Source organism: Pseudomonas sp. NFACC02, from assembly GCF_900110765.1.
Lineage (GTDB): Bacteria > Pseudomonadota > Gammaproteobacteria > Pseudomonadales > Pseudomonadaceae > Aquipseudomonas.
The window spans coordinates 419,729-438,964 of sequence record NZ_FOEO01000001.1; the positions used below are offsets into that span (position 1 = coordinate 419,729).

The 19,236-nt window shown below is 59.8% G+C and carries 11 protein-coding genes and 1 pseudogene; 8 read left to right on the forward strand and 4 right to left on the reverse strand.

The genetic code is table 11. The features are described from left to right. Positions 1 to 222: 222 nt before the first annotated feature. Entirely contained in the window at positions 223 to 2,157 is a 1,935-nt protein-coding gene (gene mrdA, locus BMY73_RS02090) for a penicillin-binding protein 2 (protein ID WP_062382504.1), read from the reverse strand. Between the two features lie 692 nt (positions 2,158 to 2,849). On the opposite strand from mrdA, the gene BMY73_RS02095 reads away from it, so the two are divergent. The 5 genes and pseudogenes from BMY73_RS02095 to BMY73_RS02115 form a co-directional block, all read left to right on the forward strand. Next, a complete protein-coding gene (locus BMY73_RS02095) occupies positions 2,850 to 3,596 on the forward strand; it encodes a gluconate 2-dehydrogenase subunit 3 family protein (RefSeq protein ID WP_092404670.1) in 747 nt (248 codons plus the stop codon). A gap of 6 nt (positions 3,597 to 3,602) precedes the next feature. Then, the gene (locus tag BMY73_RS02100) at positions 3,603 to 5,366 is read left to right on the forward strand and encodes a GMC family oxidoreductase (RefSeq protein WP_092404672.1); all 1,764 of its coding nucleotides are present in this window, start codon (positions 3,603 to 3,605) and stop codon (positions 5,364 to 5,366) included. Continuing rightward, a complete protein-coding gene (locus BMY73_RS02105) occupies positions 5,363 to 6,589 on the forward strand; it encodes a c-type cytochrome (protein WP_092404674.1) in 1,227 nt (408 codons plus the stop codon). Before BMY73_RS02100 ends, BMY73_RS02105 begins: the two co-directional genes overlap by 4 nt. 354 nt (positions 6,590 to 6,943) lie before the next feature. Beyond that, positions 6,944 to 8,236 (forward strand): PI-PLC domain-containing protein, encoded by a 1,293-nt coding sequence (locus BMY73_RS02110; RefSeq protein WP_092404676.1) that lies wholly within the window; start codon positions 6,944 to 6,946, stop codon positions 8,234 to 8,236. 244 nt (positions 8,237 to 8,480) lie between these two features. After that, positions 8,481 to 9,188: pseudogene (locus BMY73_RS02115) on the forward strand (SMP-30/gluconolactonase/LRE family protein); the annotation flags it as partial. Between the two features lie 114 nt (positions 9,189 to 9,302). Here the strand turns inward: BMY73_RS02115 and BMY73_RS02120 are convergent. The 3 genes from BMY73_RS02120 to BMY73_RS02130 form a co-directional block, all read right to left on the reverse strand. Then, positions 9,303 to 9,917 (reverse strand): hypothetical protein, encoded by a 615-nt coding sequence (locus tag BMY73_RS02120; RefSeq protein ID WP_092404678.1) that lies wholly within the window; start codon positions 9,915 to 9,917, stop codon positions 9,303 to 9,305. Between the two features lie 192 nt (positions 9,918 to 10,109). Continuing rightward, positions 10,110 to 11,141, reverse strand: coding sequence for an alpha/beta fold hydrolase (locus BMY73_RS02125; RefSeq protein WP_092404680.1), 1,032 nt, complete (start codon positions 11,139 to 11,141; stop codon positions 10,110 to 10,112). A gap of 378 nt (positions 11,142 to 11,519) precedes the next feature. Next, positions 11,520 to 14,405 (reverse strand): sensor domain-containing phosphodiesterase, encoded by a 2,886-nt coding sequence (locus tag BMY73_RS02130; RefSeq protein WP_092404682.1) that lies wholly within the window; start codon positions 14,403 to 14,405, stop codon positions 11,520 to 11,522. 546 nt (positions 14,406 to 14,951) lie between these two features. On the opposite strand from BMY73_RS02130, the gene BMY73_RS02135 reads away from it, so the two are divergent. The 3 genes from BMY73_RS02135 to BMY73_RS02145 are packed head-to-tail and all read left to right on the forward strand — an operon-like array spanning position 14,952 to position 18,848. After that, positions 14,952 to 15,614, forward strand: coding sequence for a (2Fe-2S)-binding protein (locus tag BMY73_RS02135; protein ID WP_092404684.1), 663 nt, complete (start codon positions 14,952 to 14,954; stop codon positions 15,612 to 15,614). Continuing rightward, positions 15,614 to 16,597, forward strand: a complete 984-nt coding sequence (locus tag BMY73_RS02140) for an FAD binding domain-containing protein (protein WP_062382479.1) — start codon at positions 15,614 to 15,616, stop codon at positions 16,595 to 16,597. The genes BMY73_RS02135 and BMY73_RS02140 overlap by 1 nt, the downstream gene beginning before the upstream one ends. Before the next feature lie 16 nt (positions 16,598 to 16,613). Further along, entirely contained in the window at positions 16,614 to 18,848 is a 2,235-nt protein-coding gene (locus tag BMY73_RS02145; RefSeq protein ID WP_092404688.1) for a xanthine dehydrogenase family protein molybdopterin-binding subunit, read from the forward strand. The last annotated feature ends 388 nt before the right edge of the window (positions 18,849 to 19,236 follow it).

Genomic DNA, 19,236 nt, shown 5'->3' on the forward strand with positions numbered 1-19,236 from the left:
GCCGTTTCAAATCGACCTGTAGCACCGGTCACAGTTCAGTGCTTGTCAGAATGTGCGCTCTGCGAGCAGTACGCGATGGGTCGACGACACCGAAACCTGTGGGAGTGAGCGTGCTCACGAAGGCTGAATTCCTGGCAACGTGAATACATCGGGCAAACCGGGCTCTTCGTGAGCACGCTCACAGAAACCATGAAAAGCAGTCAGCCGAACGCCTCGCCCCTCTCACACCGGCGGCTGCACCACGGCCTTGCTCGGCGCGGCGATCTGCACTTTCGGATTGACCGGCGCGGCAGCGGGCGTCGCATACTGCTGCTTGAGGTGACCGTCCTGATCCAGCAACCAGGCGTCGAGGATCTGCCGCACGACCGGACCTGCCACGCGACCGCCCGCCTCGCCGTTTTCAATCATGACCGCGACGGCGATCTTCGGGTTGGCGGCGGGCGCAAAGCCGACGAACAAGGCGTTGTCGCGATGGCGCTCCAGCGTCTTTTCGCGGTTGTAACGTTCGCCCTGCTTGATGGCGACCACCTGAGCGGTACCACTCTTGCCAGCGATACGGTATTGCGCGCCCTGCGCGGCGGCACGTGCAATGCCGCGCGGGTCGTGCATCACCGATTGCATGCCGTTGTTCACCTGATCCCATTCATGAGGATCCCGCAGGACGATGTTCGGCATCGGGTGCTCGTCCACCGGGGCGACCCCGCCGATCTCCTTCGCCAGGTGCGGCCGGTTCCACACGCCTTTGTTGGCAATCAACGTCGTGGCCTGCGCCAGCTGCAACGGCGTGACCTGCATGTAGCCCTGACCGATCCCGAGAATCACCGTTTCTCCCGGAAACCACGCCTGACGCCGGGTGATGCGCTTCCATTCCTTGGACGGCATCAGTCCGGGGGACTCTTCGAACATGTCCAGCGAAACCTTCTGCCCGAGCCCGAACATGGTCAGGTAATCGTGCAAACGGTCGATGCCAAGCTTATGAGCGAGGTCATAGAAATACGTGTCGTTGGAACGCATGATCGCGGCATTCAGGTCCACCCAGCCATCACCGCTGTGGTTCCAGTTGCGGTATTTGTGATCGAAATCCGGCAACTGGAAATACCCCGGGTCGAACACCCGGGTCGAGGGCGTGATGATCCCGCTGTCCAGCCCGGCGATCGCCACTTCCGGCTTGATCGTCGAGCCCGGCGCATACAACCCGCGCAGCACGCGGTTGAACAGCGGACGGTCGACCGAATCACGCAGCGCCGAATACTCCTTGAAACTGATGCCGGTCACGAACAGGTTCGGGTCGAAACTGGGTTTGCTGACCATCGCCAGCACTTCGCCGGTGGCCGGGTCGATCGCCACCACTGAACCGCGACGGTCACCGAGCGCAGCTTCGGCCGCCTCCTGCAACTTCACGTCCAGGGTCAGGGTGATGTTTTTACCCGCCACTGGATCGGTGTGCTTGAGCACGCGCAGCACACGGCCCTGGGCGTTGGTTTCCACTTCTTCATAGCCCACATGGCCATGCAGTTCGCTCTCATAGAACCGCTCGATACCGGTCTTGCCGATCGACTGGGTGCCCCGGTACTCCACTTGATCCAGCTGGGTCGCTTCTTTTTCGTTGATACGCCCGACATAGCCGATGGAATGAGCAAAATGCTCGGCCAGCGGGTAATGCCGGACGAACTGCGCCTCGACGTCCAGCCCCGGCAAGCGGAACTGGTTCACCGCCAGCAAAGCGATCTGCTCTTCGGTGAGTTCGTATAACAGCGTGACCGGCACGAAACGGTGCGGCGAGTTCTTCATCGCCTTGTCGAAGATGATGCGGTCTTCGTCCGGCAGGCTGAGGATCTGCATCAGGGTGTCGATGACCGCGTGCCAGTCCCCGGCCCGTTCGCGGGTCATGGTCAGGTTGAAGCTGGGCCGGTTATCGGCAAGGATCACGCCGTTTCGGTCGTAGATCAGTCCACGTTCCGGGGGAATGGGCAGCACATGGACGCGGTTATTTTCGGAAATCGTCGAGTGATAGGCGTATTCGGTGACCTGCAGGAAATACATCCGGCAGACCAGCGCGATGCTGAGGATGGCCACGAACACAGCACAGGCGATCAACCGCTTGTTGACCAGACGCGTCTCTTTCTCATGGTCCTTGAGGGGTATGGGATCAGGCATTTCTGCAGCTACTCGGTGAACAGATGAACGGCACAGACAGCGTCCGGTGAAGATTGTCTGAACGCAAATGGCGTGCACGATACCAAGAAGCGCCTTCTTTCATGGGCCGAACTTCATGAAAATCCTGTCATGTTGGAGGAAAAGCGACCAAGGGCTGGCAACGCTAAGGTCACCCCATGAAGCCCTCTGCATTGAAAAACTATTACCGCAATTCAATGCAATCCCCGCTCGGCGACCGGTGCAGATCGTCATCCCTCAGACGTAGCAGATGGATCATGATTTTTTAGCCTTTTGCTTCAGTACAGACAATCCGCACAGGATCAGCCCTCCTGGCAATCATGGATATCTGCGCTGTGAAGTCATCCGGCTCAGCGAGCACGCAAATAACCAGACACACTGTTACCCGATCGGTAACAGTGATTTACCGATTTCGGAGGATGCAACAGGCTGTAACACATCTATGATTGCAGATTGCGTGGAAAAGATGGCTATCGGTCATGGCAGTTCCCCGCCTAGCGTGCGCCTTTCGCTCGCGGGCTTGCCAGAGACCTAATGTCACACCCTCGCCCTATAGACGACTGTCCGATGCCTCGCGCTGTCGTGAAAACCGTGAATACATGTCTAACGCCGCCCGCCTCTGGATCCTTGCTCCTTCACGGTCCCTGGACGGGTGCGTTCGCAAGGAGCCCTGAATGACAGAGAAATCCAAAGGCTTCACCCGCCGGCAGTTGCTGAAGTCCTCAGCCGCATCGCTGGCCGTGGGTGCAGCGGCTACGGCCAAGGCCGCCACCGTCGTCGGTGTTCCGCAATGGGTGCCTTTTGACCACAACGGTCCAATGCACTACGACACGCCAGGCTGGCAGTTCTTCAGTGCTGCCGAGGCCACGGCTGTCGAAGCCATCGTCGCGCGCCTGATTCCGGCCGATGAACTGAGCGTGAGCGGTAAAGACGCCGGTTGCGCTGTGTTCATCGACCGTCAGTTGGCCGGTGAATACGGCACCTTCAGCCGTCTGTACATGCAGGGTCCGTTCGAGAAAGGCACGCCAATGCAGGGCGACCAGTCGCCGCTCGTGCCCCGTGATCGCTACCGTCTGGGCTTGGCCGGGCTTGAGGCTTACTGCCAGAAGCAGTACCAGAAAGGCTTCGCTGCCCTCTCCCCGGAAGACCAGGACAAGGTGCTCGTCGGCCTGGAAAAAGGCGAGATCGCGCTGGACGGCATCGACGCCAAGCTGTTCTTCCAGCAAGTGCTGGGCAACACCATGGAAGGCTTCTTCGCCGACCCGATCTACGGCGGCAACCGCGACATGGTGTCGTGGAAAATGATCGGCTTCCCCGGTGCCCGCTATGACTACCGCGAATACATCGGCCTGCACAACCAGAAGCTCGACCTCGTGCCGCTCTCCATCATCGGCAGTTCCGCCTGGACCAAGAAGGGTTAATTCGACATGGCCAAAAAACTACCTTCCACGGACGTCGTGGTTGTCGGCCTCGGCTGGGCCGGATCCATCATCGCCAATGAACTGGCTGACGAAAACCTGAAGATCATCGGCTTCGAACGCGGACCGTGGCGCGACACCGCGGCGGATTTCAATATCGCTTCCGCCGCCGATGAATTGCGTTACAGCCGCCGCCAGGAGCTGATGCTGAGGACGCGGCAAAACACCACGACGATCCGCAACAACATCAACGAGACAGCGCTGCCCATGCGCAGTTGGGGCTCGTTTCACCCCGGTAACGGCACCGGTGGCGCCGGCAACCACTGGGCAGGCATCACCTTCCGTTTCCAGCCTCACGAATTTCATCTGGCCACGCACCTCAAAGAGCGCTATGGCAAGGAATTGTCGCCGGAACTGACCTTGCAGGACTGGGGCACTGACTGGGAAGAAATGGAGCCGTTCTACGCCAAGTTCGACCGCCTGGCAGGCGTTTCGGGCAAGGCCGGCAACATCAAGGGTGTGATTCAGGAAGGTGGCAACCCGTTCGAAGGCGCGCGTTCGGAGGAATACCCCAATCCGCCGACGAAACAGACCTACGCCCCGACGCTGTTCGCCGAAGCCGCGAAAAATCTGGGCTATAAACCGTTCCCCGTGCCGTCGGCGCTGGTTTCCCAGCCTTACGTCAACTCCCTCGGCGTAGCCATGGGTCCCTGCACCTACTGCGGTTTCTGCACCAACTACGGTTGCGCCAACTATTCCAAGGCCAGCGCCATCACCACCGTCCTGCCGGTACTGATCCGCAAGCCGAACTTCACGGCGATGACCAACTGCGAAGTCCTGCGGGTGACCATGGACAGCAGCGGCAAACGCGCCACCGGTATCGTCTATATGGATGCCAACGGCGAAGAATGGGAACAGCCCGCAGAGTTGGTGGTGATCAGCGCGTTCATCTTTGAAAACGTGCGCCTGATGCTGCTGTCCGGCATCGGTCAGCCGTACGACCCGGTCACCAACACCGGCACGACCGGCCGCAACTACGCGTACCAGACCGCCAACAACGTACGCATGTTCTTCGATGACAAGAACTTCAACCCGTTTATCGGTGGCGGCGCCATCGGCATGGGGATCGACGAGTTCAACAACGACAACTTCGACCATTCGGGTCTGGGCTTCGTCGGTGGCGGCAGCACCCGGGTGACACCGATCGGTGCCGCGCCTATCGACTCACGTCCATTGCCGCCCGGCACACCGGCCTGGGGTTCGGAATGGAAGAAGGCCACCGTCAAGAACTACGCCAGCACCATGTCCATCGGCTGCGAAGCCAGCAGTTATGCAACGCGCTCCAACTACCTGTCGCTGGACCCGACCTATAAGGATCCGCTGGGCCGGCCGCTGCTGCGTATCACCTTCGACTTCCCGGAAAACGACCGCAAGATGGCGGCTTACGTCACGGGTAAAGTCGCCGAGATCGCCAAGAGCATGAACCCGCGCCAGATGGTGCCGAGCGCACAAACCGGCCACTGGAACAGTTCGCCCTATCAGTCGTCGCACATTGTCGGCGGCTTCATCATGGGTGCCGACCCGAAGAACAGCTCGGTCAACAAGTACCTGCAAGTCTGGGGCGTACCGAACCTGTTCGTGGTCGGCTCCTCGGCCTTCCCGCAGAACCCTGGCTATAACCCGACCGGCACCGTTGCGGCGCTGGCTTTCAAAGCAGCGGACGCCATCCGCACCCGCTACCTCAAGCGTCCAGGGGAGATGATCACGCTATGAAAACGCTTCTGACTGTTTGTGCGGGCGTCATCGGGCTGTCCATCTCAATCGCTCATGCGGCGACCGGCGCCGATTCCTACAACCTGGTGGAAAAAGGCCGCTACCTGGCCACGGTCGGCGACTGCACGGCGTGTCACACCGTGCCGGGCAAACCGCTGTTTTCCGGCGGCGTGATCCTCGACACGCCCTTCGGCAAACTGGCGGGCGCCAATATCACGCCCGACCCGGTCAACGGTATCGGTCGCTGGAGTTTTGAAGATTTCCAGAATGCCATGTCCAAGGGCCACGGCCTGGACGGCAAACGCCTGTACGGTGCCATGCCGTTCACCGCCTATACCAAGGTCCTTCGCGAGGACAATCTGGCGATTTTTGCGTACCTGAAAACCGTCGATCCGGTGGACAACAAGGTCGAGACCAATCAGTTGCCCTTCCCGTTCAACGTGCGCACCAGCCTGATCGGCTGGAACCTGATCAACTTCAAGGAAGGCGAGTTCAAGGCCAATCCACAGAAGTCAGAGCAGTGGAACCGTGGCGCATACCTGGTCGAAGGCCTGGGCCACTGCGGTACCTGCCACACGCCGAAGAACCTGATCGGCGGTGACAAGAACGACCAGTTCCTGACCGGCGCCAACCTGCAGAACTGGGTGGCCCCGAACATCACCTCCACCGGCCATGACGGTCTTGGGGCGTGGAGTGCGGATGACATCGTCAAGTACCTGAAAACCGGCGCCAACCGCTTCGATATTGCTTCCGGGCCCATGGCTGAGGAAGTCGAGCACTCGTCGCAGCATTGGACCGATCAGGACCTGATGGCGGTGGCGGTGTACCTGAAGGACGGCGCAAAGCCGGTTGACGCCGCACAACCGGTGGCAGCGACCGATGCCTCGATGGTGACGGGCAAGGCCATCTACGCCGACCGCTGCTCGGCCTGCCACACACCGACTGGGGAAGGCATACCTAACCTGTTCCCGAAACTGGCGATGGCTCCTCTGATCAACAGCAACGATCCGTCGTCGCTGATTCGTGTGGTCCTGGCGGGCAGTCGCGCAGGTGCGACCGATGCAGCCCCGACGGCGCCGGCCATGCCAGCGTTCGGCTGGAACCTGTCGGACGAGAACGTCGCGGATGTGTTGACCTACGTGCGCAATACCTGGGGTAACGCCGCACCTGCGGTGTCCAGCGCTGACGTGAAGGATGTGCGTGAGGCGTTGCGGGCGAAGTAAAACAATCACTCTGTAAGGGGACGGATCCAACGTCTAGTCGTTCCCCTACAGCGTGCAAGCCACGCTTGGGAGTCTCCCTGTAGAGCTCGGTATTTCAACACACAACTATTTGACATACCGAGCCAGACGGCATCTGGACCTCGTGATTTATGCATCTTTGAAATATGCATATGAAGATAAACTCTAAAACGTTGCCCCACGGTGCCTCCCGTATAAATCGTTGATATGACTCGCATTGGTTAATTGGTTTCGCTCAGCGGGTTGCGCACTGTCATTTTTGACAGTTTCCGTCTGACCGTGCTGCTGATGTAGTGAATGCCCACTCGCATGACGCGTGAAAACGAGGACACGACCATGGGCAAGCACACCCTCACCCATTTAATTCCGAGCGGGCGCCCCAAGTGCTCAACGACCGACGTTCAGAGCATGAAGGATGAAGGAAACTCGAATCTAAAAATTTCACCTATCAATGAGTATCGCAGCACTTGGATGACCGTCTATGGGGGAATTAGAGAATTACGCATCGTTGACGGCATAATCCCGGGGACTCATGACTCGGGAATGGACAAGGCCGCCAACTACTCATTGTACTGGGAATCAACCCAGGACGAGTCACCTTACGATCAACTAATGGCCGGCATTAGAGTGCTGGATCTACGTGTCCACTTTCAACATGGGCTTCCTGTGGGTCACCACAGGCGTTTTTCGCTATTTCATGCCTCAGACTCAGGTCGTTCGGTACAAGGCGATATCTTGCTAGGTATCAACTACTTCAGAAACCATAAACCGGCGGCGGGCGATCCCAAAAAAGAAATAATCATCCTGGATTTCCACGAATTTAAAGACTTCACGGACGCTGCTCACCGGGAGTTAATAGACATTATAAAAAGAGATTTGGGTGATCTGATTATTCCTCCAGACAAACGTGACACTGTCATAAAAGATTTATGGGCAGGGCCAGGTCGGGTCGTCATCGCCTATAACAGCGCCCGAAGGGATCCAACATTTTGGCCGGGCGTAAACCAACGCTGGAGTGGAAAAGATTACATCTCCACCGGAGATTTGAAAGATTTCATCGATGGGGTTTCTCGGGAAGTCAAACCTTGGTCAGAGTTGCGGAGCATTCAATGCCATAAGATTACTTTGTTTGGGACCCCTGATGACTTTCAAGATAGAATTGGCGAATGGTTCTACTCTAACGACATCATCGGAAGCGGTGCATTCATACAGAAATTTTTCATCATCAATACGGACTGGGCATCACGCGGGTGGTACATCGATTACTGCATACACGCCAGTTTTATCAAATCTCATACCTATCGCGACGAACATTATATCCTGGTCAATCAATCGGAAAGTTTCAAGCTCCCGAATCTTTTCACCCATCTCAGGGTGGAACTGAAGGACGGCTATTGGACAAGAGAACTGATACTTCCCGATCCGCGGCCGAGCACCGAGAGCTTCGACGTTTATATAAAAACCTCTGCAGCCTATAACGTCAAAATCAAAATGAACGGGGCCGCACCCGGCACGGCTGATTTCACACTGACTACCAATGGATCAGCGACTATCGCTTTTGATTCACAGACCCAGCAATGGACTGTGATTACGGGGCGTAACGCGGTCAATGAGGAAAAGAAAGATTAGGTACACACCCCGAATGAAATACACGTGTATTAGCTTGAACGCCGCGCCCGCGGTGTCCAGCGCCAGCGTGAAGGATGTGCGCGAGGCGTTACGGGCGAAGTAACCGCGCCGCAACGGTTCACGTGCGGTTGTCAACATGAAATGCCCGGCCTCAGGGATGAGGTCGGGCATTTTTTAGCGTCATTAAAACGAGCCTCGAAATACGTAATCGGCACTGCGTAAAAACCTGTAGGAGCGCGCTTGCCAAGGGCGTTTGCTCGTGTGTGAGGGGTCGACCACGACCAGCGAAGGTCGTCGGATCACCCGTACCGAGCCCAACGGCAAGATCACCCTGCTGGCGGACAGCTTCGACGGCGAACCCTTCAATTCACCCAATGACATCGTCTGCAAACGCGACGGATCGATCTGGTTCACCGATCCGCCTTTCCAGACCGGCAACAACTACGAAGGGCACAAGATCACTCCGACGCAGCCTCACGCCGTGTACCGGATCGATGGTGAAAGCGGCAAGGTGTCCCGGGTTATCGACGACATGAAAGGCCCGAACGGCCTGTGTTTTTCGCCGGACGAAAAGATCCTGTACGTGGTCGAGGGCCGCGCTACGCCCAATCGCCTGATCTGGGCCATTACCGTGAACGAAGACGGCTCGCTCGGCGCGCGGCGCAAGCACATCGAAGGGCTGGATTACGCCGCCATCGACGGCATGAAATGTGACGAAGCCGGCAACCTGTGGTGCGGCTGGGGCGGCAACGGCGACCCGAAAGCCGATCTGGAGAAGCTGGACGGTGTGCGCGTGTTCAACCCGCAAGGCAAGGCGATCGGGCACATTTCCCTGCCTGAACGCTGTCCGAACCTGTGCTTTGGCGGCCGCGAAGGCAACCGGTTGTTCATGGCCAGCAGCCACTCGATCTACTCGCTGTTCGTCAACACGCGGGGCGCGACGTTCGAATGATGATGGGCGCGCAACCCTCAGCGGTTCGACTTAACGGTTAGGTAAAAAAGGGCAGCCGGTTCACACCGCTGCCCCTCCTCATGAATCAACCACCCAACCGTTCCAGCCAATCCCTCACGCCATTTCAGCCTTGGCCATCGCTATTCTGGTCTTGACCTCTTGTTCAGCGATCTGCTGCTCTTGCTTCTGCTTCAGCAAATCAGCCACTTTCTTGTCCACCGCCGCCTGCTGCTCCGGCGACATGCTGTCGTACTCCTCCTTGCTCACGCCGGTCAATTGCTGGCGTACCTTCTCGGCATCGCTCTGGTTCATGTACGCCAGGTACTGCGCCTTGGCCGACGAAGCCACCGACGCACCCGAATCGCTGCTATCAACGGAAGCGATCTCGCTGTCGACGGTTTTGGTCACGCTGTCGGTCGCCGCGACCTGCTTGTCAGTACTGGAAGAAAACGCAGCCGCCGCAGCCGCTTTGTCATCATCCGATACCGAAGCAGTGGTGTTGGCCATGGCTGCCTTGAGGTTCACCATCATTTTGGCGAAGGACTCGCTGTAGCCCTGATCGGCGCTGCTTTCGGTCGAACTGTTGTGGCTGCCGGCAATCGCTGCGACAGGTGCAGAGGCCCCCGCCATCGCGCTGACGGCGTACGCATCCTTCTCCGTCGGGTCGAGGTGCGTGTGCGCCACGGCTTTCGACACAAAGTGCTGGATGGCACTGGTACCAATGATCATCTTTCACCTCCTTATCCAGGTTATCGATGTATCAGAGGTCACAGCAAAACCGGTGCCATCTGCCCTGATATCCGGCTCAAGCCCCATTCTGCGGGGCTTCGGCCATCTTCTATCCGGCAACGGCAGCGGCACCACCGGCCCGCATTTGCCGCCGGCGGCAGATGCTCGCCGCAGGTTCACTGCGCGCGTCCCTCATTCAAGGAACGCCTTCACGGCCTGATCGACCTTTTTCATTTCGCAGACCGGCGCCATGTGCCCGCAATCGTTGTCCAGCACCAGCAGTTTCGTGGTGCGTTTCTGCGCCGCCAGCGCTTTGGAGGGCGCCGGGTCGACCAGCCGATCCTGCTCGGACGTAATGATGAGCAGCCGGGCCTTGATCTTACGGGACAAGGTCGCCATGTCGCCGTCCCGCACCAGGTCGAATGTGGTCATGGCCTGTAATTGACGATACCAGTCCACCGCGCTGAAACTCTGACTGCTTTGCGTGCCGTGCAAACGGTCTTCCGTCGGGCGCCTGGCGGCCACGGTTTTCGCCGCGGCACGCTCCGGCGTCCACAGCGACTCGGTGTGCAGGGTGACAAGATTTTTGAAGGGCGTGCCCGGTAGATAATTGCCGCCGTTCCAGCCGGGGCTGCGCTCGATGGCGTTCAATTCGGCGTTCCAGATCTGCAGATCGCTTGCCGTCGGCTGCGGCGTACCGACAATGGTCACAATGTTACTGGCGTAATCGGGATACATGACGCCCCATTGCAACGCCTGCATGCCGCCCATTGAAATGCCGACGATGGCATGGGCGTGATCGATGCCCAGGGTCAAGGTCAGCAATCGATGTTGCGCCTTGGCCATGTCACGGATTCCGAACTCAGGAAATTTCAGGCGCGGATTGGTCTTGCTATTGGAGGGTGAACACGACACGCCATTCCCCACTGCATCCAGCGCGATGACGTACCAGCGATCGGTGTCGATGAGCTTGCCAGGACCGATCATGTCGACCTGGTCCGCCGTCCGCCCGGTGAGCCAGGTCGGCACCAGCACCACGTTGCTCTGATCGGCGGCCAGTGTGCCGTAGGTGCGATAGCCGAGCGAACATTGTTTAACCTTGCCACCGACCATCGTCAGCGAGCCAATACTCGCCAGTTGTTGTTCAGACGCGATGGACACACAGGCACTCGTCACCGCCAGTAGCGCACAGAGCGTCTGGCCCGCCATTCGAAACGGATTCATGGTCTTCCCCCAAGAAGATCAGACTTCAATTATGCGGCCGAGGAAAACCATGTACGTCACAGACCATGCCGTCGCGCTGCAGAATCAGCGTAGACGGTTGCAGCGCAGGAAGTGAAAGAAGAGATGAACTGCTGCGCACCTACAGGCACATCATGGGGGGACTGAAAAGTGCCCGTTTCCAACGCCAATCCGCCCCAGGCGGACCATCGACATGGGGCTCACCGGGCCGAACGCCATCACCACGATTGCGCGTACCACCGCTCCCCGTCGAACTCGATCCCGCTCAGCGTAAAGCCCTTTCAGGCCACGCCCTCACCCCCATCGTTTTCAGCCGTTCACGACCGCTGGCCGCTGGTCGCGCAACTCCCAGTGAAGGCGTTATTGCAGCGTACTGAGGTCCAGCTTGTCTTGCGGCACCGGCATCGAGAAGTAATAGCCCTGCGCCTGCCCTGCCCCCATCTCCTTCAACAACTGCAAGGTTGCCGCGTCCTCGACGCCTTCCGCGACCACGGTCAGTCCGAGAGACTCGGCCATGCGCACGATGGCGCGGACGATGGCGCGACTGCGCGAGCTGGTGGTGAGCTCCAGCGTGAACGACTTGTCGATCTTCAACCCGCTGAAATGATACTGATGCACGTAGCTGAGTGACGAGAAACCCGCGCCAAAATCGTCGAGCACCACGGAAACGCCGTTGTCGGCCAGGTGCTTCATGGCCTGACGGGCCAGTTCGGGCTCGGCCACGAGCGCGCCTTCGGTGAGTTCCAGGCAAATGCGTGACGGCGCCACACCCTGTTGACTGAGCAAACCCAATACTTCACTGGCGAACTCGGGCCGGCTGATGCTGTAGCTCGAGCAGTTCACGTGCACCGTTGGCCAGTGCGCATGCTCGGGTTTGGCAAGTATCGCCACGACCTGCTGCAGCATGTAGAAATCCAGTCTGCCGATCAGCCGAAGCCCTTCCAGCGCAGGCAGGAATTGCCCAGGCGCTATCACCCGACCGTCCGCCTGACGCCAGCGAATGAGTGCTTCGAGCGCGAGAATCTTGCCGGTGGCGACGTCGATGATCGGTTGAAAGTACGGCAGCAACTCGTCGGTGCGCTTGAGCGCGTTACGCAGCGCACCTTCCTGCTCCATCTGGTCGGACACCTCGCGGCGCACTTCCTGGTTGAACACCGCATAGCTGTCGCGGCCAGCGTTCTTGACCCGGTACATGGCCGTATCCGCATCGCGCAACAGATCGGCCGGTTCCTTATGGAACTGCAAATCGGCCCCCACCACACCGATGCTGCACGATGAAAACACCGCGTGCCCGTCGATATAAAACGGCACGTCAAACGCCAGCAAAATGCGCTCGGCGATCGCAACGGTGATGTCGGGCGGCGCGGCGTAGGCCAGCACCGCAAATTCGTCGCCACCCAGCCGGGCCAACAGGTCACTGTCACGCATGCAGCTGCGCAAGCGGTCGGCGGCCTGAATCAATAACAGGTCGCCCGAATGGTGACCCAGGCTGTCGTTGACCATCTTGAAACGGTCGAGGTCGATGAACATGACCGCCAGGTCTTCCCCCCGCTCGCAAAAGTTATCCCACGCCACCTGCAAACGTTGTTGCAGATGGCTGCGGTTCGGCAGCCCGGTCAGGGAGTCATGGGCATTCTCATGCTGCAATTTGGCGTTGGCGAAATCCAGCTCACGTGTGCGGTCTTGCACCCGGGCTTCGAGCCGCAGATTGGCGGTATGGATCGCCTCGGCAGCGCTGCGCCGTGACAACGCAGTGTCAATGTGCCGGGAAACGAAGGTCAGCAAATCCTGATCGCGAAGCGAGTAGCTGACCTGCGGCGAATAACTCTGGACGGCCAGCACGCCCCGCACGACATCGCCGTCGAACAGCGGGATGCCAAGCCAGGAGCACGAACGGTTGATTTCGTTCTGAAGGGTGATCTCACCCGAGTTCTCCAGGCGTCGCGCCTCGGCGCTGTCGATCAGGCACGGACGGCGCTGGCGGATGACGTATTCGGTGAAGCCACGCTCACCCCGTCGGGGATCAGGACGTCGCGTCAGGCGCTCATCCACGTAGTACGGGAAGGTCACCTCGCCCGTGGCGTCGTCGAACAGGGCGATATAGAAGTTCAAGGCGAACAGCAGTTCACCGACGATGCCGTGCAGGCTTTTGAACAAGTCAGCCATATCGCCCGGCTGACTGGACAGCTCGGTAATCTGGAACAGCGCAGTCTGCAAGTGTTCGGCACGCTCCCGGTCAGCGACTTCGCTGCGCAACGCGTCATTGAGGCGAGAGAGTTCAAGGGTCCGGCGGGCCACGGTTTCTTCGAGTTGAGCGCGGTGAAGGATGCGGTCCAGCGCCATCGCCACATGCCGGGCGACCACCAGAAACAGCTCCTGATCCTCGACGCTGTAAACCCGTGACACGTCGTAGACCTGCATCGCCAGCATGCCGAACACATCGTCAGAGGCATTTTTCAACGGAGCGCCCATCCAGAACTCGGGACGATGCCCGACGCAGTGAAAACGCTCCTGGGCCTGCGCGCGCTCGATACCGGCGGCATCAACGAACAGCGGTTGCTCGGTGGTGAGGACATACCCGGTCATGGACAGCCGCTCCCGGTCAAGGAACTCCTGGGTTTCGGCCTCCAGGGCGTCCACGTCGGTGATGTCGATGTAATACGGGTAGGTGATCTTGCCGCTGTGGCTCTCGTACAGCGCCAGATAGAAGTTCTCGGCGTCAATCAGCGTCGACAGCTGTTGATGAACGCCCTGGAGAAACGCCGAACGATCGCGGGTCGAACTCGCCAGATAGGTAATCTCATACAGCACCCGCTGCGTGGCCTGCGCGCGCGCCAGTGCATCGGTCTGCAAGCGAACACCCAGCTTGCTCGCCAGGGTCATGAGGAAAGGGTTTCCCGATTCGCGCTCGGGCGCCAGCAGCCAGCCCAGCGCCGATTCGCCACACCCCGTTACCCAGCGCTGCACCCCATGTTCGCGACAGAATGCGTCAAAGTGTTCACCGGGGATCAACCGGGGCCACTCGGTCGGCGCATCGCCCTGCCCCATCAAATGCATGTCCTGTCCGGCGCGGTAGGCCGCCCAGCTCAGATGAGGAGCACCCAGTCTGGCTGCTCGCAATAACGATTCAAGGGACGTTTCGTCCATCGTCGAAGACGCATCTTGCCGCCCGCCGTCGCGCGGTCGTGACGCCTGTTCGTCGGCCAATGGCGAGCGCTGGGTTGGGTTCGAGACACGGGAATTCATTGGCGCTCCATTGCCAGCGTGAGACTGCGCTATCTTCATGGGGCCTGACAGATGGTTGCAAGCGCCAAATTCGTCTTTGCTGCCTATAAACGATGAAAAATCGGTATTTCACGACATTTCCCGTGCCTACTGAGGGTTATCGGCGGGTCGGCGCTGAAATGAAAGACTTTCCTGAAACGCTGCGCGGGTGACGCGTTCTCAAGGTACCGCAGTCAGCCAATGACTTCCGGACCGTTGCCGCGCCTCACGATCTGGATGCGTCCCTCTGCGAAATTCCCGCAACCATTCCCTTCGGTACAGGTCACACATCCTGCGTCCCTTGCTCCGTACCCCGCCCCCCACGTCCGTCCAAGTCGCGAGCATGTTGTTCATACCTCTGGCGGGGCCTGGAGAGCACCCTTCAAAAGCGTATGTAGTTATTCAAATGAACGCACAGACCGTTCGTTGATTAGGGTGGGTCTCTTGACGCATCAACTGCCGTACATGCCTGGGCGCCCGCCCACCGTCGGGGCCAGGCTCGACTCAACGTTGACGAGGAACCTGTCGATGACCGATCAGCCTGATAAAAAAGAGCCGCAATCCGACCTCACGGCCTTCACCGTGCCGTCACGCAGAAATTTTCTTAAATCCATCGGCGTATCCAGCCTCGCCGCAGCGACCGCACCGATCTGGACCCAGGCACTGGAAGCACAGGCTGCGGTGCCGGACGACACCGCCCCACCGGCCAGGGATGAACGGCGCATGACCCTCAAGGTCAATGGTCAGGCCCATACCCTGAACCTGCCCGCCAACGCCGCGCTGCTGGACGTGCTGCGTGACCGGTTGCAATTGACGGGCACCAAGAAAGGCTGCGACCACGGACAGTGCGGGGCCTGCACGGTCCACGTCAACGGCGTGGCGATCAACGCGTGCCTGTCGCTCGCCGCCATGCACGAAGGTGACGAGATCACCACCATAGAAGGCCTCGCGAAAGACGGAAAACTGCACCCGGTGCAGGAAGCCTTCTGGGAGCACGACGCCTATCAATGCGGCTACTGCACCAGCGGCCAGATCATGAGCGCCGTAGCGATGCTCGAAGACAAGAACATTGGCAGTGATGACCACAGTGTGCGCGAGGCCATGAGCGGCAATATCTGCCGCTGCGGAGCCTACAAGAACATTCTTGCGGCGATTCAAAGCGCGAGAATCAAGCTGCAGGAGGTGACCTGATGAGAGCCTTTGATTACGTCCGCGCGGGCAGCATCGAGCAGGCTGTCGCGACCCACGCCAAAAGCGACTCGGCGTTTTTTCTCGCCGGCGGGACCACCCTGCTCGACCTGGTGAAACTCGACGTGATGCCGGCCGATCAGGTGATCGACGTCAATCACCTGTCCCTCAAGCAGATCGATGTGCAGAAGGATGGCAGCGTGCGCATCGGTGCGCTGGTGACCAACAGCGATCTGGCGCATCACGCCTACATTGTCGAACACTACCCGGTGCTGTCGCAGGCGCTGCTGTCTGGCGCAACCACGCAGCTGCGCAACAAGGCAACGACCGCCGGCAATGTCATGCAACGGGTGCGTTGCAATTATTTCCGCGACGGCTATTCGCCCTGCAACAAACGCCAACCCGGTTCAGGCTGCGCCGCCATCGACGGCCATAACCGCAGCGTGCATGCGGTCCTCGGCACCAGCGACCAGTGCATCGCGACACATCCGTCGGACATGTGCGTGGCAATGGCGGCGATTGGCGCAAAAGTCGACGTCCAGGGGCCGAAGGGAAAGCGCAGCATCGACTTTCTCGACTTCCATCTGCTGCCGGGTTCGACGCCCTGGAAAGAGCATGCCCTGCAGGACGATGAACTGATCACCCATGTGGTACTGGAGGCACCGCTTGCCGGGAGCAAATCGGGTTACCTGAAGCTCCGTGACCGGGCGTCGTATCAGTTCGCCCTGGCGTCCAGCGCGGTGATCCTGGTGATGGACGGCGGCACCGTACGCGAAGCACGTATTGCCATGGGCGGCGTAGGCACCAAACCCTGGCGGGCGATGGACGCGGAACGGGCGCTCAAAGGCGCGACCCTCACGCCGCAAAACATGGAGAAGGCGGCCGCCATCGCGATGCAAGGCGCCCGACCCTATCGCCATAACGCCTACAAGATTGCCCTCGGACAACAGGCGATCGTGCGCAACCTCAGCACCCTGACGGCATGACCGGGAGGACACGAACATGACGGATTCCACCATGATCGGCTCGGCGCCACGCCGGATCGACGGGCGACGCAAAGTGACCGGCACGGCCCTGTACGCCTCTGACCACCACCCGCAGAACATGGCCTACGGCTACGGCGTCTTCAGCACCGTCGCCAGCGGCAAGATCACCGAGCTGGACCTCGACGCGGCGCGCAAATCCCGAGGCGTGCTGGAGATTTTCCACCACGGCAACTTCCCGGCGCTGTACCACAACTCGGCGCTGCCGATGTCCTTCGCGCAGATCCTCACGGCGGCCAAATCCGACGAAAGCCGACTGCCGTTCGAGGACGACACGGTGTACTACGCCGGACAGTTCGTCGCCCTGGTGGTGGCCGATACCTTCGAGCACGCCCGCGCGGCGGCTTACAAGATCAAGGTCAGCTACAGCCCGCAGACCGCGGTCGCCAACCTTGAACAGGGCATGAAAGCCGGCACGCCGCAAGACGGCAGCCCGAACCACTCGCGCGGCGACGCGGCATCGGCGTTTGACAGCGCGGCGCACAGCGTCGACGCCACCTATTCCACACCGGTGGAAACCCATAATCCGATGGAAATGCACGCGACGGTCGCCAGTTGGGAAGACGGACGACTCATCGTGTATGAAGCGTCGCAGGGCGTCGTCGCGCACCGTAACTCGCTGGCGAAGATCTTCGGGCTGATACCTGAAAAGGTCGAGGTTCGCGCGCCGTTCATTGGCTCGGGCTTTGGCAGCAAGCTGTGGGTCTGGCCGCACTCGGTCGCCGCCTGTGGCGCTGCGAAGGTGCTCAATCGCCCCGTACAACTGGTTGTTCCCCGACAACAGATGTTCACCACCACCGGGCACCGGCCTGAAACCCGGCAACGTTTGCGTCTGGCCACCGACGACAAAGGCAAGCTGGTGTCGTTGCGGCATGAGTCGATCAACACCACCTCGTTCACCGACCCGTACAAGGAAAACTGCGGCACCTCGACCAAAAGCCTCTACAGCTGCGCGAATGTGCTGGTGACGCACAAAACCATCGAAGTCAATCGCGGTACACCGACTTCGATGCGGGCACCAGGTGCCGCGCCGGGGCTGTTCGCACTGGAATCGGCGATGGACGAGATGGCCGATAAAATCGGCATGGACCCGCTGCAGTTTCGCAAGCTCAACGTTTCTGAACGCGACGAGAGCCAGAACCTGCCCTGGTCCAGTAATCATTTGCAGGAATGCATTGACCAGGCCGCCGAACGCTTCGGCTGGAGCAAGCGCAATCCCAAACCTGGCTCGATGAGAGAAGGCACGGAAATCATCGGTTATGGCATGGCGGCCTGTAACTGGGAGGCCTATCGCACCCCCGCCGAGGCACAGGTCTCATTGCGGGCGGACGGCACGGCGTACGCGATCTGCGGCGTACAGGACATCGGCACCGGCACGTACACCATCGTCGCCCAGGTGGTCAGCAGCCTCACCGGCATCCCGCTGGACAAAATCGACGTCGAACTCGGCAACTCCTCGTTCCCTCCCGCGCCGGTGTCGGGCGGGTCGTGGGCAACGGCCAGCGTGTTGCCTGCGATTGCCGAAGCGACTCGCCAGGCCATCGAGCAGCTGAAAGCCTTCTCCGCTGCGCCCAAAGGCGTATTTGCAGGGACCAAAGCCGATCAGATCAGCTTCGAAGAGGGTCAGTTGAAAAGCGGAGAGAAATCCTTTGCCATCGCCGATGTGCTCAAGGCGCAGAAGCAGTCGAGCGCCTTCGGTGCAGCGAAAACCGGGATGAACGACACCAGCAAGCATGCGTTCCGTTCCTTCGGCGTGCATTTCGTGGAGGTTCGCTGGGACCCTGGCATCTCGCGATTGCGCGTCGCGCGGGTGGTCAGCGCTATCGACGTTGGCAAAGTGATCAACCAAAAGACGTCACTGAACCAGGTCGAAGGGGCGATCGTCATGGGCGTTGGAATGGCCTTGTTCGAGGCCACAGATTTCGACGAGCGCAACGGCCTGCCGGTCAACAACAACTACGCCGAATATGTGGTGCCTGTGCATGCAGACCAGCCGGAAATCGACGTAATCCTGCTGGATTATCCCGATTACGAGCTCAATGAATGGGGCGCGCGGGGCATTGGCGAGATCGGTATCACGGGCCTGGCCGCGGCCGTCGCCAACGCGGTGTCTCACGCCACCGGCAAACGCATCCGTGACCTGCCGATCACCCTCGACAAACTGATGGACCTGCCCCCCACGATGAGTGCGTAAGCGCTTCTGCACGAAGCGCGCAGCTACTGTCTTACTCCCATCACCTGGAAGCCTCCTCGGAGGCTTCTGCCTGCAAGGTGTAAGAGCGACCGGGGTGGCGCTTCACCCCGCCCCGCGATCTGCCGGGAACCGGCAGCAAACCCGGTGCATGCGGAGTGTCAGGCATAACCGGGTCGTCTGATTTTGCTGCCGCTTCGCGCCAGATCGTCCGGATGCGGCCCAGAGACAAGCCACGCTCCTACAGTTAAGAATGCAGCGCGGACGATTGATGCACCCATCAAGAAAGCGAGGAGCGTTAGCTCCAGCCCACGCGGTTCATATACGCGACAGTCCAGACACCGCAAATCGCGACTTGGGTGCAGGCCAAACGCAGACGACGCGCAGTGGG

What these genes read in the sequence shown, in the direction of transcription:
- BMY73_RS02140 (WP_062382479.1), top strand. Translation starts at nt 15,614, where the DNA reads ATGAGAGCCTTTGATTACGTCCGCGCGGGCAGCATCGAGCAGGCTGTC.
- BMY73_RS02110 (WP_092404676.1), top strand. Translation starts at nt 6,944, where the DNA reads ATGGGCAAGCACACCCTCACCCATTTAATTCCGAGCGGGCGCCCCAAG.
- BMY73_RS02105 (WP_092404674.1), top strand. Translation starts at nt 5,363, where the DNA reads ATGAAAACGCTTCTGACTGTTTGTGCGGGCGTCATCGGGCTGTCCATC.
- BMY73_RS02125 (WP_092404680.1), bottom strand. Translation starts at nt 11,141, where the DNA reads ATGAATCCGTTTCGAATGGCGGGCCAGACGCTCTGTGCGCTACTGGCG.
- BMY73_RS02100 (WP_092404672.1), top strand. Translation starts at nt 3,603, where the DNA reads ATGGCCAAAAAACTACCTTCCACGGACGTCGTGGTTGTCGGCCTCGGC.
- BMY73_RS02135 (WP_092404684.1), top strand. Translation starts at nt 14,952, where the DNA reads ATGACCGATCAGCCTGATAAAAAAGAGCCGCAATCCGACCTCACGGCC.
- mrdA (WP_062382504.1), bottom strand. Translation starts at nt 2,157, where the DNA reads ATGCCTGATCCCATACCCCTCAAGGACCATGAGAAAGAGACGCGTCTG.
- BMY73_RS02095 (WP_092404670.1), top strand. Translation starts at nt 2,850, where the DNA reads ATGACAGAGAAATCCAAAGGCTTCACCCGCCGGCAGTTGCTGAAGTCC.
- BMY73_RS02130 (WP_092404682.1), bottom strand. Translation starts at nt 14,405, where the DNA reads ATGAATTCCCGTGTCTCGAACCCAACCCAGCGCTCGCCATTGGCCGAC.
- BMY73_RS02120 (WP_092404678.1), bottom strand. Translation starts at nt 9,917, where the DNA reads ATGATCATTGGTACCAGTGCCATCCAGCACTTTGTGTCGAAAGCCGTG.
- BMY73_RS02145 (WP_092404688.1), top strand. Translation starts at nt 16,614, where the DNA reads ATGACGGATTCCACCATGATCGGCTCGGCGCCACGCCGGATCGACGGG.